Genomic DNA, 16,430 nt, shown 5'->3' with positions numbered 1-16,430 from the left:
CCGATGGCTGTCACGAGCGTCTACCCCGTGCTGATGACCGAGGACGTGGCGGCCGCCGCGACCTTCTTCCGGCGCCACCTCGGGTTCGTCCCGACCTTCGAGTCCGACTGGTACGTGAGCCTGCGGCGCGACGGCGGCGAGGTCGCGGTCGTGCACCGCGACCACCCGACGGTGCCCGCCTCGCACCGCGGCGTCCCGGCCGCGGGCGTGCTGGTCAACGTCGAGGTGGACGACGTGGACGCCGAGCACCGCCGGCTCGTGGAGGAGGGCGGGCTGGTCGCCGTCCTGCCGCTGCGCACCGAGGAGTTCGGGCAGCGCCACTTCATCCTCGCCGGTCCCGAGGGCGTGCTCGTGGACGTGATCGGCGAGGTGCCGGCGGTGGGCGAGTACGCCGCCCAGTACCGCTGACCGCGGCGCCCCGCGGCGACGGCCCGGTCTCCTCGAGCGGTGGGGAACCGGGCCGTCGTCGTCACGTCGGGCGGGCGGCAGGACCGCCTGCCGATGACCCTGCGCCCGACTCCGTTCGGGCATGGGAAGCCATCCCCACGTCGCGGCCCATCCGGAAGGGGGGATGGCTTCCCATGCCTGGGGCGGAGGGCGAAGTGCGGGCGGTCTAGGCGCGGGTGGCGGCGTCGGTCAGCAGCTCGCCGGTGAGCTCCACCTGCCACTCGCGGGCACCGCCCGCGCGCAGCGCCGCCGCGATCGTCGCCGCCTCGCGCGGCTCGGGCGGGCTCCACATCAACCGGCGCACCAGGTCGGGGGAGAGCAGGTTCTCGACGGGGACGTCGTGCTTCTCCGACAGCTCCGCCAGCCCGGCCCGCGCGACCTGCAGCCGCGTGGCCGCCGCCGGGTCGCGGTCGGCCCAGCGGTTGACCGGCGGCGGGCCGTCGCCCGGCCGGCTGTGCGGCGGCAGCTCCTCCTCGGGCAGCGCCCGGCCGCGGGCGAGCGCGCCGAACCAGGTGCCGACCAGCCGGCGGTTGGCGCGCCCCTTGAACACCGGCAGCTCCAGGAGGGCGGCCTCGGTCTGCGGGTCGGCCTGCACCGCGGCGACCATCGCCGCGTCGGGCAGCACCCGGCCGGGGGCGACGTCGCGCTTGCGGGCCAGGTCGTCGCGGGCCTGCCAGAGCGTGCGCAGCATGCCCAGCTGGCGGCGGTTGCGCAGGCCGTGCACGCCGGACGTGCGCCGCCACGGGTCGGCCTTGGGCGCCGGCGGGCCGGCGGCGAGGATGGCCTCGAACTCCTGCCGGGCCCACTCGGTCTTGCCCTGGTCCTCCAGCAGCGCGGCCAGCGCGTCGCGCAGGTCGACCAGCACCTCGACGTCGAGGGCGGCGTAGACCAGCCACTCCTCGGGCAGCGGGCGGGTGCTCCAGTCGGCGGCCGAGTGGCCCTTGACCAGCGAGAAGCCCAGCAGCGACTCGACGACGGCGGCCAGACCGACGCGCGGCAACCCGGCCAGCCGGGCGGCGAGCTCGGTGTCGAAGACCCGGCCCGGCACGAGGCCGATCTCGGCCAGGCAGGGCAGGTCCTGGTTGGCGGCGTGCAGGACCCACTCGGCGTCGGCGATGGCGTCCTGCAGCACGGACAGGTCCGGCAGGGGCACGGGGTCGACCAGCCCGGTGCCGGCGCCCGCGCGGCGCAGCTGCACGAGATAGGCCCGCTGCCCGTAGCGGTAGCCCGACGCCCGCTCCGCGTCGACGGCGACCGGCCCGGTGCCGGCCCGCAGCGCCTCGGCGTACTCCACCAGCGCGGTGGAGGTGTCGATCACCGGGGTGAGCCCGTCGCGGGGGGCCAGCAGCGGGACGGCGGGGGTCGTCTCCTCGTCCGGCGCGGCAGGGGTGCCGTCGTCCGGGGACTCGGTGCTCAGGGCCGGTCCACCTCCTCGCCCGTCTCGGCGGCCGGGTGGGCCGCACGCGTACCCGCCGTCGCGGGTGCGGGGGCGAGCTGCCGTCTGGCGCTGACCGGGGTTCGTCGTCCGGTCACCCCGATGTTAGAGAGTCCCGCCGCCGGCGGGCCCGGTGGGACCCAGCAGGTGCACCCCGGGCGGTGGCAGGCCGGCCGCGTTGCCCATGACCTCCAGCCAGGCGGCCAGGTGGCGGTCCAGCGCCGGGTCCTCGGCGGTCCAGGACGCGCGGATCTCCACGTCCACGGTGTGCTCGGGCCCGGCGAGGTCGCCGAAGCGGGTCGAGGCGGTGCGGGTGACCGTGCCGCCGAGGGCGTGCCACGTGGCGCCGGCCTCGGCCAGGGCGTCGGTCAGCCAGCTCCACGCGACCTCGGAGAACATGGCGTCGTCCACCAGGTGCTCGTCGGTCTCGGCCGACAGGAACCCCACGCAGCGGGTGGTGCCGGCCCACGCCTCGTGGCCGGCCGGGTCGTGCAGCACGATGAACCGGCCGCTGGCGATCTCCTCCGGGTCGGCGGGGTCGCCCGACTCCGGGTCGTCGATCCGCGCGCCCAGCGCGTACGCGAACGGGGCCAGGCGCTGCGGGGCGGGGATGGGCTCGACGGCGATCTCCGGGCGGACCTGCAGCCCCGCCAGCGCGGCGAGCGCGGCCCGGAACTCCTCCGGTGGCTCGTCGGCGGCGCCCGGGCCCTCACCCGGGCGCGCGGCCAGGCTGCGTGGCTCCACGCTCGCAGGGTAGGTCCGGACCCGGCCCCGCGTCGCCGACGCGCCGCACGCGGTCTGGGAGGATCGACTGTCGTGACGCCTCCTGCCGGTCCCGCCACCTCGCCCGCCGACTCGGATCTGGTGCGCGCCGCGCGCGGGCTGCCGGTCCGCCGGACCCCGGTGTGGTTCATGCGCCAGGCCGGCCGCTCGCTGCCGGAGTACCGGGCGCTGCGGGCCGGCACCAAGATGCTCGAGTCCTGCCAGGACCCCGACCTGGTCACCGAGATCACCCTGCAGCCGGTCCGCCGGCACGGCGTGGACGCGGCGATCCTGTTCTCCGACATCGTGCTGCCGCTGGTGGTGGCGGGTGTCGACATCGAGATCAAGCCCGGCGTCGGCCCGGTGGTCGCCTCCCCGGTGCGCACGGTGGCCGACGCCGACGCGCTGCCCGACCTCGAGCCCGAGCGGCTGGAGTTCCTCGCCACCGCCGTCCGCCGGCTCGTCGCCGAGCTGGGCGCGACCCCGCTGATCGGCTTCGCCGGCGCCCCGTTCACCCTCGCCACCTACCTGATCGAGGGCGGCCCGTCCAAGGAGCACGCCCGCACCAAGGCGTTCATGTACGCCGAGCCCGAGGCGTGGAGCCGGCTGCTGGACAAGCTGGCCGTCTCGGCCGCGACGTTCCTGCGCACGCAGGTCGACGCCGGCGCCTCGGCCGTGCAGCTGTTCGACTCCTGGGCCGGCGTGCTCTCGGCGGCCGACTACGCGGAGCGGGTGCTGCCGCACTCGCGGGCGGCCTTCGACGGGCTGGGCGACCGGGACGTGCCGCGGATCCACTTCGGGGTGGGCACCGGCGAGCTGCTGCCGCTCATCGGTGACGCCGGCGCCGACGTGGTCGGCGTGGACTGGCGGGTGCCGCTGGACGAGGCGGTCCGCCGGATCGGCCCGGCGCGCTCGGTGCAGGGCAACCTGGACCCGGCGGTGCTGCTGGCCGGCCCCGACGTGGTCGAGCGCGAGGTGCGCCGCGTGGTCGAGCAGGGCCGCGCCGCCCGCGGGCACGTGTTCAACCTCGGCCACGGCGTGCTGCCCGACACCGACCCCGACGCCCTCACCCGCGTGGTGGAGCTGGTGCACGAGCTCACCGCGCGATGAGCGGGCGGCCGCGCCGCCTCGTCGTCGTCGGGGCCGGTATCGCGGGGCTGGCGGCGGCCTTCGAGTGGCGCCGCCGGCGGCCCGACGACGAGATCGTCGTCCTGGAGGCCGGCGGGCGGGTCGGCGGCAAGCTGGACCGGGTCGAACTGGCCGGGCACTGGTACGACACCGGGCCCGAGGCGATGCTCGCCCGGGTGCCCGAGGCGGTGCGGCTGGTCGAGCGGCTCGGGCTGGCCGGCGAGCTGGTCGCGCCGGCCACCACCCAGGCCGCCGTCGTCCTGCCCGACGGCCGGTTCCCGCTGCCGGCGGGCACGGTGCTCGGCGTCCCGGCCTCGGCCGACGGACTGGACGGCGTCCTGACGCCCGCCGGGGTGGCCCGCGTGGCGGCCGAGGCGGACCTGCCGCCGCTGCGGCTGGAGGGGGACGTCGCCGTCGGCGCGCTGCTGCGCGAGCGGCTGGGCGACGAGGTCGTGGACCGGCTGGTCGAGCCGCTGCTCGGTGGCGTCTACGCCGGCCGCGCCGACGAGCTGTCCCTGGCCGCGACGATGCCGCAGCTGGCCGCGCACCTGCCGGCCGCGGGTTCGGTGCTCGATGCCGCCGCGGCCGCCCGCGACGCCGGGGCCCGCAGCCGGTTCGACGTCGACGCCCCGGTCTTCGTCACCGTGCGCGGGGGCATCGGGTCGCTGCCCGCGGCGCTGGTGGCGGCGTCGCGCGCCGACGTCCGGCTGCACACGCCCGCCCACCGGCTGTCCCGCACCGCCGGCGGCTTCGAGCTCGCGGTCGGCCCGGCCGCGGCGCCGGAGACGCTGACCGCGGACGCCGTCCTGGTCACCGCTCCCGCGCCGAAGGCCGCCCGCCTGCTGGCCGGGGTGGCGCCCGGCGCGGTCGCGCCGCTGGAGGGGATCCCGTACGCGTCGATGGCGGTCGTCGCGATGGCCTTCCCCGCGCAGGAGGTCGCCGCGGGCTCGGGGCTGCTCGTGCCGCCGGTGACCGGCCGGCTGGTCAAGGGCGTCACGGTGTCCTCGGCCAAGTGGCCGCACCTCGCGCCGGGGGCCGGCGGGCACCTGCTCGTCCGGTCGTCGGTCGGCCGGTTCCGCGCCGAGGAGGAGCTCCAGCGCGACGACGACGACCTCGCCGCCGCGGTCGTCGCCGACGTCGCCGACCTGCTGCAGCTGTCGCGGCCGGAGCCCGTCGCCACCCGCGTCGTCCGCTGGGGTGGCGGGCTGCCGCAGTACCTGGTCGGTCACCGCGCGCGGGTGGCCGCCGTCCGGTCGGCGGTCGACCAGGTGCCGGGGCTCGCGGTCGCCGGTGCCGCCTACGACGGCGTCGGCGTCCCGGCGTGCATCCGGGACGCCGAGCGGGCCGTCGAGCAGCTGCTGGTCTAGGGCGGTCCCGCCGTCGTCCGGCTGCGGCGACGGTGTGCGCTGACGCGCACGTTCCGGGCCAGGAAGTGCGCATCAGCGCACACCGTCCCGGCGCGCGGTGTCCCAGGGGCCGCCCCGTCCGCGGAACGAAGGGTCTACGAGCGGCCGATCAGGGTGGCCAGCTCGGTGCGGTTGGCCGCGCCCAGCTTGGCCAGGACGCTGCGCACGTGGCTCTCCACCGTGCGCTCGGAGACCACCAGCTCCTCGGCGATCCGGCGGTTCGTCCAGGCCCGCGCCACCAGGAGGGCGATCTCCCGCTCCCGTGCCGTGAGCGGGTCCGCCGCCCGCGCGGCCCGGGCCACCCGCTCGGCGAGGGCGCCCGCCTGCCGCTCCGGCCCCGGCATCCCCAGCCGCCGCGCCTCGCCGGCGGCCGCCCGGGCAAGCTCCCCGGCCCGCACGACGTCCCCGGGGGCGGCGCGTTCCAGCAGCGCCCCGGCGAGCCCGACCCGGTCGTGCACGGTCGCCGGCCGGGCCCCGGTCCCGGTGTCGACGGCCAGCGCCTCCTCGAACCAGCGCACCGCCTCGTCGAGGCGGCCGCGCACCACCGCGAGCCGCGCCACCAGCGAGGCGTAGGAGCCCTGGCAGTAGACGCCGGCCCCACCGGCGGCGTACGGCTGCCGGGACAGCTGGGCGTGCAGGACCTCGGCGGCCGCGACATCTCCGAACTCCTCGACCAGCGGCACCAGGTTCAGCGGGACACCGCCGGAGGCGACGAAGTCCGGGTCGGACAGCCGGTCGCGCAGCGCTGCGTACCGGGCGGTGGCCTCCTCCCGCCGGCCGCGCAGCAGGTCCACCAGCGCGCGGCTGACCAGCACCACCGGCACGTCCCCGGCCCGGTCCAGCGTCGCCAGTACCTCGTCGTCCCACGCGAGGTCCCGGCCGGTGACCAGCGCGTGCTGCAGCGCGAAGGCGTCGGACAGCCCGACGGTCGACAGGTCGCCGGCCAGCTCGCCGCTCCCGATCGCGCGGGCCTCCTCGTTGAGCGCCAGCGCCTCGTCGAACCGGCCGAGCAGGGCCGCGAGGGAGGCGCGCAGCCGCCGGTCGTGCCAGCGGACCAGGGGCAGCCGGGTGCTCGCGGCCAGCGCCGAGACCCGGTCCAGCTCGTCGCGGACGACGTCCATGTCGCCGGTCTCCAACCCCGCGTCGATCCGCCACTTCGCGCCCCACAGCTCGGCCAGCGGCTGGCCGGTGCCGGCCGCGTGCTCGATGGCCAGCCGGCCCAGGTCCAGCCGCTCGGTGACGGCGAGGGCGGTGGGGCTGGCCTTCGTCCGGGCCCGCACCGCGTCCAGGACCGCCTCGGAGTCCCCGCAGGCGCGGGCGAGGTCGAGGGCCGCCGCGGCGTTGCCGGCGGCCACGGCCATCCGGCCGGCGTCGGCCTGCACCGACGCCAGCTGCGAGAGCAGGCGGGACCGTAGGGCGGGGGAGCGGGCGCCGTCCACGGCGGCGAGCGCGCGCTCGCAGAGGCGCACCAGCGCCGGCACGAACCCCGGGGCGCTGACGTCGTGCACGGTGAGCGCGGCGGCGGCCAGCAGACCCGGGTCCCCGCCGGCGGCGTCGGCGCCGGCGACGGCGTGCTCCAGCGCCGCGTCGAAGCGGCCGGCGCGGAACTCGGCGGTCGCCAGGTCGACGAGCAGGACGGCGCGCTCGGCCCGGTCGGCGCCCGCGCGCCGGGCGGCGTCCAGCGCGGTCGCGAGCAGCCGGGCGGCCTCGTCGAAGGCGAGCAGCCGGGTGGCGGTCGCGGCGGCCCGCTGCGCCCAGGCGGCCGCCCGGCGCAGGGTCTCCGGGCCCGCGGCGGCCCGCAGCCAGTGGCCGGCGACCAGACCCGCCAGCGCGTCGTCGGCGTCGTCCTGCCCGGCCAGCCGCCCGAGCGCCTCCGCGGCCCGCCGGTGCAGCTCCTCCCGCACGCTGGGCGCCAGGTCGGCGTAGACGGCGTCGCGGACGGCGGCGTGGGCGAAGCGCCGGCGACCCGGTGCGTCGGGCACCGCGGCGAGCATCCCGCCGCGGACGGCGGCGTCCAGCCCGGTGGCCACCTCGCCGATCGGGCGCCCGGTGACCGCCGTCAGCCGCGCGGCGTCGACCTCCTCCCCGAGCACCGCCGCGGCGTCGAGCAGGTCCAGGGCGGCCGGGGGCAGCGCGGTGAGCGTCGTGCGGACGAGGGCGCGCAGCTCCGCCTGCCCGTCGGCGCCGGCCCCCGGGTCGGGGGAGCGGGCCACCGCGCGCAGGTACAGCGGGACGCCGCCGCTGCGCCGGTGCACCGCCCGGACCAGCTGAGGGGTGGCAGCGCGGAGGTAGGTGCGGACGTCGTCCTCGGTCAGCGGCCGCAGCCGCAGGGACCGGACGCCGGGCTCCCGCAGCAGCCCGGGGAGCGCGGCGTCGAGCGCCCGGCCGGTGCGGGCGCCGTCGGGGTCGCGCACGGTGCCCACGACCAGCAGGCGCGAGCGCGGCAGCTCGCCGGCCAGGTGGCGCAGCAGCCGCAGGGAGCTCTCGTCGGCCCAGTGCAGGTCCTCCAGGACGACGACCAGCCCGCTCCCGTCGGCGGCGCAGTCGAGCAGGGCGTCGGTCACGGTGGTGGTGAGCCGGAAGCGGGCGGCGTCCGGGTCGGCACCCCCTCCGGCGCGGTCGACCTCGGCCAGGGCACCGGTGACCGCCGCCGCCACGGCGGGCAGGGCGCGCACGACCCGCCGCCACGGCCACAGCGGCGGCGCGCCGGGGTCGTCGACGCAGCGGCCCCACACCACCGGCACGGCCGCCCGCCCGGGGGGCAGCGCCTCCTCGACCGTCCGTGTCTTGCCGATTCCCGCCGGCCCGGACAGCAGGAGCAGGCCACCGGCGCCCGCGGCGGCCGCCGAGACCCGCGCCGCCAGCTCGGCCAGCTCGGCGTCCCGGCCGACGAAGGGCCCGCCGTCGGGGGCCGCCGTCCCGGTGCCCACGCCGCGGAGTATCCGCGCGCCGCGGGCGGCGCGGTACCGGTCTGCGCGGCCGTCTGCGTACCGCGGTCCGGTGGTTCCACGGATGTCCGGTCCCGGCCGCGGCCGGATCGTTGCCGGCGACGGGGCCGGGACGGCCGGCCCGCACAGGAGGGGAGATCCCGTGTACGCCACCATCCACACCGGTCCCGCGCCGTCCGGCGCCGCCGGCACGCTCGTCCTCGACACCGCGGACGGCGGGACGACGACCGTCGCGCTCTGGCCGGACGCGACCACCGCCGCCACCGCCGGCGGGCGGGTGTACCGCGTCTCCGACGTCTTCCGTGGCCGGTCCGCCGGCCGCCGCCCGATGTTCGCGCAGCTGACCTGGCTCAACCGCGACGGCGACCCGGCGCGGGCCGACGCCGCCGAGCACGGCGGGCGCGACCGCATCTGGCCCGCCGTCCGCGACATCGAGGGCATCGTCGAGGTGCTGGCCCTGCGCAGCGACGACGACCGCGTCGTCGTCGTGGGCACGGCCACCGGGCGCGAGACGCACCAGGCCGTGCAGCGCACCATCGCCACCACGCCGCTGCTGCCCGACGAGGACCCGGCGCTGCTGCCCGGCGCCGACCGGGTCGACCTCGCGCGCGTGGTGTCGGCCGACCTGCCGACGGCGGTGGCACCGTGACCGCCGGCCTGCGCGCCTCGGACGTCGCGGCCGGCACCTGGGTCGCCGCCGACTGCCGCACCCGCGCCGCCTTCGCCGTCCGCGGCCTCACCGGGACGGTCACCGGCACCATCGCCCTGGTCCGCGGCGAGGTCCGGGTCGACGCCTCCGGGGCCCCGCGGTCGGCGCGCGCCGAGCTGGACCTGCGCACCGTCGACACCGGTGTCGCGCGGCGCGACGCCGACCTGCGCAAGCCGCACCTGCTCGACGCCGACCGCTGCCCGGCGATGACCTGGTCGGCCGACCGCTTCACCCGCGACGAGGACGGCGCCTGGACCGCCGACGGCCTGCTCGCGCTGCGCGGCACCTCCGCGCCGCTGGCCGTGCGGGCGGTCCCCGAGCCGTCGAGCGGCCGGCTGCTGGTGCGGGCCACAGCGACGCTGGACCGCCGCACGGTCGGCATCCGCGTCCCGCGGCTCGTGATCGGCCGGGAGGTCCGGATCGAGGTCGAGGCGGAGCTGGCGCCGGCCGGACCCACCTGAGCGGGCGTGGCCGCCACCACGGCCGGCGCGGGCATCCCCGGGGGGACGGCGCTGTTGTCCAGGCGTGAGCACCCAGCACGAACAGCACGCTCCCGTCCACACCGCCGTCTCCTCCGCGGGCCGCCCGCTCCGGTGTCTGCGACACCGGGTCTGGATGGCCGCCTGCGACGCCTGCCGCGACGCACACCGCGACCGCGCCGGCCGCCCGTCGCGGACGTCCGCGCCGGCCTCCTGACCCGGTGACCGCCGGGCCGCCCGCCCGCCCCGCCGCCGTCCCCGGACCCCCGGCGGGCGGCCGGGCGGAGCGGGAGACAATGGGGGACATGAGCGAGCAGACCGAGCAGAAGAGCATCGGCAAGCGGGCCAACGAGCTCAACGCCCAGATCCGCTACACGATGTGGTCGGTCTTCCGGCTCACCCGCCCGCTCGCCGACGACCAGCGGCCCGCGATGACCGACGAGCTGCAGGGGCTGTTCGACGAGCTGGCCGGCAAGGACGTCGTCGTCCGCGGCACCTACGACGTGGCCGGCTTCCGCGCCGACGCCGACCTGATGGTGTGGTGGCACGCGGAGTCCGCCGAGGCCCTGCAGGAGGCCTACACCCGGCTGCGCCGCACCGCGCTGGGCCGCCACCTCGAGCCCGTGTGGTCGCAGTTCGCGCTGCACCGGCCGGCGGAGTTCAACCGCAGCCACATCCCGGCGTTCCTCGCCGACGAGGAGCCCCGCCGGTTCGTCTGCGTCTACCCGTTCGTGCGGTCCTACGAGTGGTACCTGCTGCCCGACGAGGAGCGGCGGGACATGCTCAAGGAGCACGGCATGCAGGCCCGCCCGTACCCGGACGTGCGCGCCAACACCGTGGCCTCGTTCGCGCTCGGCGACTACGAGTGGATGCTCGCCTTCGAGTGCGACGAGCTGCACCGCATCGTCGACCTCATGCGCGACCTGCGTGCCAGCCGCGCCCGGCGGCACGTGCGCGAGGAGGTGCCGTTCTACACCGGCGTCCGCAAGCCGGTCGCCGAGCTGGTCGCCGACCTGGCCTAGGGCGGACCCGGGCCGCCTGGCGGCCCGGGGTCAGCCCGGCAGGAAGCGGACCGCGGCCGAGTTGATGCTGTACCGGTCGCCGGTGGGGGTGGGCTCGCCGGTGTAGACGTGGCCCAGGTGCCCGTGGCAGGCCGAGCAGCGCACGGCGATCCGCGGGTGCCTGCCGGTCAGGTCCGGCCGCAGCTGCACGTGGGCGGCGCTGCTGGGGGCGTAGAACGACGCCCAGCCCGACGTCGACTCGACCTTGGTGCGGGACCGGAAGACCTCCTGCCCGCAGCCGCGGCACACGTAGGCCCCGCCGACCTTGGTGTCCACGTAGTCGCCCGACCACGGCCGTTCGGTGCCGCCGCGACGGAGGACGGCGAACTCGCGGGCGCTCAGCTGCGTCCGCCACTCGTCGTCGCTCTTCACCACCAGCGGCTCGTCGTCGTCCTCGGGGAGCATCGCGCCACCGTAGGACCGCCCGCCGCGCCCCCGGGGGACGCGGCGGGCGCGTCGCGGGTCAGCTCTGCGCGGGCTGCAGCCGGATGCTGACCGAGTTGATGCAGTAGCGGTCCCCGGTCGGGGTCTGCGGGGCGTCGTCGAACACGTGCCCCAGGTGGCTGTGGCAGGTGCCGCAGAGGACCTCGGTGCGCAGCATCCCGTGGCTGCGGTCCTCCCGGAGGACCACGTTGTCGGCGGCCTTCGGCTCGTAGAACGAGGGCCAGCCGCAGTGGCTGTCGAACTTGGTCTCCGAGGTGAACAGGTCGGCCCCGCACGCGCGGCAGGTGTAGACGCCGGCGGTCTTGGTGTCGACGTACTCCCCGGTCCAGGCACGCTCGGTGCCGGCCTGGCGCAGCACCGCGTACTCCTCGGGGGAGAGCTGCGCGCGCCACTCGGCGTCGCTCCTGGTCACCTTCGGCGGCTGCTGCGCGGACGTCGTCATGCGCCCACGCTACGACGATCGCGCCACCGGCAGGGGCCGCGCGGTCACCGCCCCAGCCCCGCCTCCCGGGCCGCCACGATCGCCTGCGCCCGGTCGGTCACCTGCAGCTTCGTCAGCACGTTGGACACGTTGTTGCGCACCGTCTTGGGCGACAGGTACAGCGCCGCGGCGATCTGGGCGTTGGACCGACCGGCGGCCACCAGGTCGAGCACCTCCCGCTCGCGCGCGGTCAGCTGCGGGAAGGCGGCGTCCGGGCCGCCGGGGCGGGCGGCGAAGAACTCGGCGATCCGCCGGGCCAGCGCCGCGCCGAAGACGGCGCCGCCGGCGGCGACGGTGGTGATCGCCCGCACCACCTCCTCCTGGTCGGCGCCCTTGAGCAGGTAGCCGCGGGCACCGGCGCGGACGGCGGCGAAGACCGTGCCGTCGTCCTCGCTCATGGTGAGCACCACGACGCCCACCGACGGGCTCTCGGCGGTGATCCGCCGGGTCGCCTCGATCCCGTCGAGCACCGGCATCTGCACGTCCATGACGACGACGTCGGGCTGCTCGTCCAGCGCCAGCGCGACCGCGCTCGCTCCGTCGGCGGCGGTGCCGACGACCGCCAGCCCGGGGACCGAGCCCAGCAGCATCGCCAACCCGTCGCGGTAGACCGGGTGGTCGTCGACCACCAGCACCCGCAGCGGCTCCTCGGGCTCGCTCACCCTCGTCCTCCTCCCTCGACGGGCAGCTCCGCCCGCACGACCGTGCCGCCCCCGGCCGGGCACGACACCGAACTCCGCCCGCCCAGCTCCGCGGCCCGCTCGCGCAGGGAGACCAGCCCCACCCCGGCGGGGGCGGTCGGGGCGATCCCCACGCCGTCGTCGGCGACGCTCACCACGAGCCGGGTGTCGTCGTGCTCCAGCGTCAGCGACACCCGCACGGCCGTCGCGCGGGCGTGGCGGGCGACGTTGGCCAGCGCCTCGGAGGCGATCCGGTAGGCGGCCACCTCGACGGCGGCCGGCAGCCGCTCGACGCCGGGGCCGGCGGTCACCGAGGCGCTCACCCCGGCCGGCAGCAGCCGCTCGGCCTGCTGGCGCACGGCGCCGGCCAGCCCGAGGTCGTCCAGCGCGGGCGGGCGCAGGTCGTGCACCAGCCGCCGGACGTCGGCCAGCGCCCCGGCCACCTCGTCGCGGGCCTGCCGCAGCACCGTGTCGGCGTCGTCGGGGCGGGTGCGGGCCAGGTTGCGGGCGGTGTCGATGCGCAGCACGACCGCGCCCAGCGCCGGGCCGAGTCCGTCGTGCAGGTCGCGGCGCAGCCGCCGCCGCTCCTCCTCGCGGGCGGCGACCATCTGCTCGCGGCTGGCCTGCAGCTGGCCGGCCAGCGCGTTGGCGCGGGCCGCGGCGGCGGCCTGCCGGACGACGTCGGCGAGCAGCCGCTCGTCCCGGGACATCAGCTGCGCGCGGACGCCGTCGCGGGGGACGAGCAGCCGGCCGATCTCCTCGCCCCGGTAGCTGATCGGCAGCCGCTGCACCTGCGCGGGGCGCCGCCCGGACTCGGCGAGCAGGCGGTGGCCGGGGCAGGACTCGACCTCGACGCCGACGTAGGGCGCGCGGAAGGCCTCGGCGACGGCCGCGGTCACCGCCCGCAGCTGCTCCTCGAGGTCCTCCGACCGCTCCAGCTGCTCGGCGAGGCCGGCGACGACGCGGTAGGGGTCCTCCCGCTCGCCGAGCACCCAGCGGCGCACCAGGCGCCAGGTCTGCGCGCGCAGCGGCACGTACAGCCCGGTGACGACGAGCAGGGCCAGCAGCGTCGCGTCGCGGTCACCGATCCGGTCCCCCAGCAGGGCCCCGGCGGCGGCGATCACGGCCAGGTCGATGAGCACGACGGCGACGGCCAGCCCGCCGTAGACCAGCGTGCCGCCCAGCAGCCGGTCGATGTCGACCAGGCGCGGCCGGAGCAGGCCGATCGCGACCGCGGCCCCGGTCAGCCCGACCGCGGTGCCGAGGGCGACCGAGGTGAGGTCGCCGGGGACGAGCAGGGTGGCCAGCATGACCAGCCCGTCGACGACGCCGGCCCACAGCAGCCAGCGGATCTGCTGCCGGCGGTCGCCGGACGCGCGGCGGTAGCGGGCGACGATCGCCGCCAGCGGCACCGCGATGGCCAGCACCGCCGCGGGGAAGGCCACCGCGCGCAGCGGCAGCACGAACCAGGCGGGCAGCGGGAGGCTGGTCGGGTCCAGGTCGATGCGGTCGTAGAAGGCCGGCGTCGTCGACCCGGCGCCGGCGTCCAGGACGTCGGCGGGGGCGACCATCAGCAGCAGCGGCAGCATCGAGGACGCCGCCAGGCTCAGGACGGCGACCGGCCGCCACCGGCCGCCGGGCAGCCGCCCGTCGGGGTAGACCGACAGCAGCAGCGGCAGGCCGAGCAGCAGCCAGGCGCCGAAGCGGGAGACGAACCAGAAGGCGGCGGTCGCGCCGGGCAGGACCTCGTCCCCGCGCAGCGCGAACACCAGCCACGACTGGGCCAGCCCGTCGAGGCCCCAGATGACGGCGTTGCCGGCGAGCACCCACGCCACCGGGTGGCGGGGGAGCCGGGCCAGCACGAGCGCCGAGGGGACCGCCAGCAGCAGCCCGGGCAGCCCGATGAACCAGCCGGGGGTGGCTCCCGCCTCGGCCCGCACCGCGGCCGGGGTCAGCAGGTCCAGCAGTGCCGCACCGACCGTGGACCCCGCGCTGGTGACGGCCACCGTCCACGCGGCGACCCGCGCCGCCCGGCGGCGGTCCGCGGGGCCGGGCGCCGGCGGGTGGGCGGCTGCCGGCGCGGCGGCGACCGGGGGTGCGACGTCGGGGGCGGCGGTCACCGGGGGATCGTGCCCGACCGGCGTCCCGCCCGGCACGAGGCAGCTGTCCCGGGTCGCCCGGGACGGTGACCGTGACCCGATCGGGGGCGCCCGGCCCTGGGAGCCCGGGACGCCGCCCGCCGACGGTGGGGACAGGCCGGGGCAGCAGGCGCCGGCGCCCGAACCGGAGGACCCCGATGACGCTCGGCACCACCCCCGTCCCCGCCCGCACCGACGTCCCCGCGCCGGACGGCGCACCGCCGCGGCCGCTGCCGCCCGGAGCGGTCCGCGGCGCCGGGATCGCCGTGACCACCGGCTCCGCCGCCTGGGCGGTGTGCATCCTGGCGTTCGGCCTCGGCGACACCGAGGGCGCCGGACTGGTGGTCTACGGCATCTCCGGGCTGCTGTTCCAGGTCGGCCTCGTCGCCCTGGTGGCGGTGCAGCGGCGCACCGGCGCGACCGGGACCGGCCGCCTGGCCCGGGGCTTCCTGCACGCCGAGCACGTGCTGCTGGGCCTGGCGATCCTGTCGTCGCTGCAGACGATCGTCGTCCCCGCCTGGGACGACCACCCCGCGGCGCTCGCCCTCGACGCCTGCTGGCCGCTGTCGATGCTCGGCATGTTCGCCATCGGCATCCGCATCGCGGTCGCCGGGCGCTGGCGCGGCGCCGCCCGGTTCTGGCCGCTGGGCGCGGAGAGCTGGGCCCCGGTGTGCATCCCGGTCTCCGGTGCGCTGCCCGACGTCGCCCCCTACGTCGCCGCCGGCCACCTGCTCGTCGGCTACGCCGTGCTGGGCGTCGTCCTGGCGCTGCGGCCGGAGCTCACCGTGCCCCGGCCCTGACCGACCGGTCGCCGCCCTCGCCCGGCACCGGGGCGGGGCGGCGCCGCGGGCGGGGGAGCGGGAGGCCCAGTCCTCCCCCCGCCACGCGAGCCCTGGAGCGGGCCGGACCGCGCATCGGGGGAGACTCCTCCGCATGACCGCTCCCGACGCGCCGCTGCCCGACGTCTGGTTCACCCGCGACCTGCCGGTGCTGCGGGCGATCGCGCGGCTGGTCGACGAGCCGCGGCACGGGGGCGCGCCCTACCTGCTCGGCTCGGTCGTGCCGGCCAGCGGGCTGCCCAAGGCGGAGGTGGTCGCGGCGGCGCGGGCGCTGGCCGACGCCGGCTACATCGAGCCGCTGACCAACCACGCGGGCGACATCGTGCGGATCACCGGCATCTCGGGGGAGGCCCGGCGGCTGGCGGGGCTCTGGCCGACCCCGCAGGGGGAGTGGGAGCGGCTGCGGGAGCAGCTGGCCACGCGCGCGGAGCAGGCGCCGACCGACGTCGAGCGGCAGCGCTGGCGGGCGATGGCGGACGCGGCGGCCGCGGTGGGCGACGACGCGGGCGCCCTGCTCATGCAGGCGCTGGTCGGCGGGTACGTGCCGCGGGCGCGCTGACCGCCGGGCACCGCGGCCCGGCACACCGTCCCCGCACAGCACAGCGCCCCCGCCCGGCGATGCCGGACGGGGGCGCTGCGGACTGATCGGGGAGGATCAGAGCGGGTTGACGTTCGCCGCCTGCGGGCCCTTCTGGCCCTGCTCGATGTCGAACGAGATCCGCTGGCCCTCGTCGAGCGAGCGGTACCCGCTGGTCTGGATGGCCGAGTAGTGGACGAACACATCCGGTCCGCCACCGTCGGGGGTGGCGAAGCCGAACCCCTTCTCAGCGTTGAACCACTTCACTGTTCCTTCGGGCATTGCTCGCTCCTAGCTGCGGTGGTGCATCGGGGTCCTGCCATATCGCAGGGCCTTCCCGACGTCGCTGACCATAGCCGCTGGGCGACCGCGTGGGCAGGGGAGTGCGGCGCGCCGTTCTTGCGCCGATCGTGCGGGATCCGCGCGGGCGCCCTGCGGCGGGCGCCGGAGGGTCGTCCGTGCCGGAGGAACCGGCCACGGACACGCGAGGAGCACCGTCATGACCGCCACCGCCACCGCCACCGCCACCGCCACCGCCACCGCCGCCCTGCCGCTGGTCGACGTCGACGACCTGGCCGACGCCGACCTCGCGGCCCGCATCGACGAGATCGACATGCCGGTCGGGGCGCTGACGGTCCCGGTCGCGACGGCCCCGCCCGTCTCTGGCATCGGGGCCGACGTGGTGCCGGTCGTGGCGTCCGTCGCCGGCGACGCGGCCGCCGCCGTGCACGCCCACCGGCTGGGTGCCCGGGCCGCCGCCCTCGTCGCCTGACGCCGCGCCCCGTGGCGCGCCGCCACCGGATGGACGTCGGGGATGCTGGACGGCGTCCCGTCCGCGGGTGACGCCGCGCGGGTGGCCCCGGGACGGGCGGGGCATGCAGGACGGGAGTCGGCAG

At 77.8% G+C, this 16,430-nt stretch carries 17 protein-coding genes; 9 read left to right on the top strand and 8 right to left on the bottom strand.

Annotated features, from left to right (window positions below):
- Positions 1 to 3 precede the first annotated feature (3 nt).
- A complete protein-coding gene (locus ACI781_RS05275; RefSeq protein WP_456565024.1) occupies positions 4 to 408 on the top strand; it encodes a VOC family protein in 405 nt (134 codons plus the stop codon).
- Between the two features lie 205 nt (positions 409 to 613).
- Here ACI781_RS05275 and ACI781_RS05270 read toward each other — a convergent pair whose 3' ends face one another.
- Entirely contained in the window at positions 614 to 1,765 is a 1,152-nt protein-coding gene (locus tag ACI781_RS05270) for a ribonuclease D (protein ID WP_456565023.1), read from the bottom strand.
- Between the two features lie 222 nt (positions 1,766 to 1,987).
- Entirely contained in the window at positions 1,988 to 2,626 is a 639-nt protein-coding gene (locus ACI781_RS05265) for a DUF3000 domain-containing protein (RefSeq protein WP_456565022.1), read from the bottom strand.
- Positions 2,627 to 2,698: 72 nt separating this feature from the next.
- Between ACI781_RS05265 and hemE the strand changes: the two genes are divergently transcribed.
- Together hemE and hemG are read left to right on the top strand one after the other, a co-directional pair.
- On the top strand, positions 2,699 to 3,754 hold the full coding sequence (hemE, locus tag ACI781_RS05260; protein ID WP_456565021.1) for a uroporphyrinogen decarboxylase: 1,056 nt from the start codon (positions 2,699 to 2,701) through the stop codon (positions 3,752 to 3,754).
- Positions 3,751 to 5,139: a protoporphyrinogen oxidase gene (hemG, locus tag ACI781_RS05255; RefSeq protein ID WP_456565020.1), complete on the top strand. Its 1,389-nt coding sequence runs from the start codon at positions 3,751 to 3,753 to the stop codon at positions 5,137 to 5,139. The genes hemE and hemG overlap by 4 nt, the downstream gene beginning before the upstream one ends.
- Before the next feature lie 134 nt (positions 5,140 to 5,273).
- Here the strand turns inward: hemG and ACI781_RS05250 are convergent, their stop codons facing one another.
- A complete protein-coding gene (locus ACI781_RS05250; RefSeq protein ID WP_456565019.1) occupies positions 5,274 to 8,108 on the bottom strand; it encodes an ATP-binding protein in 2,835 nt (944 codons plus the stop codon).
- A gap of 160 nt (positions 8,109 to 8,268) precedes the next feature.
- On the opposite strand from ACI781_RS05250, the gene ACI781_RS05245 reads away from it, so the two are divergent.
- The 3 genes from ACI781_RS05245 to hemQ all read left to right on the top strand — a co-directional run bounded on the left by ACI781_RS05245 (position 8,269) and on the right by hemQ (position 10,336).
- Positions 8,269 to 8,775 carry a hypothetical protein gene (locus ACI781_RS05245; protein WP_456565018.1) on the top strand — a complete coding sequence of 169 codons (507 nt, stop codon included), beginning with the start codon at positions 8,269 to 8,271 and terminating at the stop codon, positions 8,773 to 8,775.
- Positions 8,772 to 9,296, top strand: a complete 525-nt coding sequence (locus ACI781_RS05240) for a YceI family protein (RefSeq protein ID WP_456565017.1) — start codon at positions 8,772 to 8,774, stop codon at positions 9,294 to 9,296. Before ACI781_RS05245 ends, ACI781_RS05240 begins: the two co-directional genes overlap by 4 nt.
- Positions 9,297 to 9,619: 323 nt before the next feature.
- On the top strand, positions 9,620 to 10,336 hold the full coding sequence (hemQ, locus tag ACI781_RS05235) for a hydrogen peroxide-dependent heme synthase (protein WP_456565016.1): 717 nt from the start codon (positions 9,620 to 9,622) through the stop codon (positions 10,334 to 10,336).
- A 30-nt stretch (positions 10,337 to 10,366) separates the two neighbouring features.
- Here the strand turns inward: hemQ and msrB (ACI781_RS05230) are convergent, their stop codons facing one another.
- The 4 genes from msrB (ACI781_RS05230) to ACI781_RS05215 are packed head-to-tail and all read right to left on the bottom strand — an operon-like array spanning position 10,367 to position 14,100.
- Positions 10,367 to 10,780, bottom strand: a complete 414-nt coding sequence (msrB, locus tag ACI781_RS05230) for a peptide-methionine (R)-S-oxide reductase MsrB (protein WP_456565015.1) — start codon at positions 10,778 to 10,780, stop codon at positions 10,367 to 10,369.
- A 58-nt stretch (positions 10,781 to 10,838) separates the two neighbouring features.
- A complete protein-coding gene (gene msrB, locus ACI781_RS05225; RefSeq protein WP_456565014.1) occupies positions 10,839 to 11,261 on the bottom strand; it encodes a peptide-methionine (R)-S-oxide reductase MsrB in 423 nt (140 codons plus the stop codon).
- A gap of 44 nt (positions 11,262 to 11,305) precedes the next feature.
- A complete protein-coding gene (locus ACI781_RS05220) occupies positions 11,306 to 11,962 on the bottom strand; it encodes a response regulator (RefSeq protein ID WP_456565013.1) in 657 nt (218 codons plus the stop codon).
- A complete protein-coding gene (locus ACI781_RS05215; protein WP_456565012.1) occupies positions 11,959 to 14,100 on the bottom strand; it encodes a histidine kinase in 2,142 nt (713 codons plus the stop codon). Before ACI781_RS05215 ends, ACI781_RS05220 begins: the two co-directional genes overlap by 4 nt.
- Positions 14,101 to 14,276: 176 nt before the next feature.
- Between ACI781_RS05215 and ACI781_RS05210 the strand changes: the two genes are divergently transcribed.
- Entirely contained in the window at positions 14,277 to 14,918 is a 642-nt protein-coding gene (locus ACI781_RS05210) for a hypothetical protein (RefSeq protein ID WP_456565011.1), read from the top strand.
- Between the two features lie 133 nt (positions 14,919 to 15,051).
- Positions 15,052 to 15,516 carry a hypothetical protein gene (locus ACI781_RS05205; protein WP_456565010.1) on the top strand — a complete coding sequence of 155 codons (465 nt, stop codon included), beginning with the start codon at positions 15,052 to 15,054 and terminating at the stop codon, positions 15,514 to 15,516.
- Between the two features lie 96 nt (positions 15,517 to 15,612).
- Here the strand turns inward: ACI781_RS05205 and ACI781_RS05200 are convergent, their stop codons facing one another.
- A complete protein-coding gene (locus ACI781_RS05200; RefSeq protein WP_012948038.1) occupies positions 15,613 to 15,816 on the bottom strand; it encodes a cold-shock protein in 204 nt (67 codons plus the stop codon).
- A 217-nt stretch (positions 15,817 to 16,033) separates the two neighbouring features.
- Here ACI781_RS05200 and ACI781_RS05195 point away from each other — a divergent pair, with 217 nt between their 5' ends.
- Positions 16,034 to 16,306: a hypothetical protein gene (locus tag ACI781_RS05195; RefSeq protein WP_456565009.1), complete on the top strand. Its 273-nt coding sequence runs from the start codon at positions 16,034 to 16,036 to the stop codon at positions 16,304 to 16,306.
- The last annotated feature ends 124 nt before the right edge of the window (positions 16,307 to 16,430 follow it).

It is taken from the genome of Blastococcus sp. SYSU D00695 (genome assembly GCF_054050555.1).
Note: the sequence above shows the minus strand (reverse complement) of the source record. Positions and strands in the feature narration are given on the sequence as shown.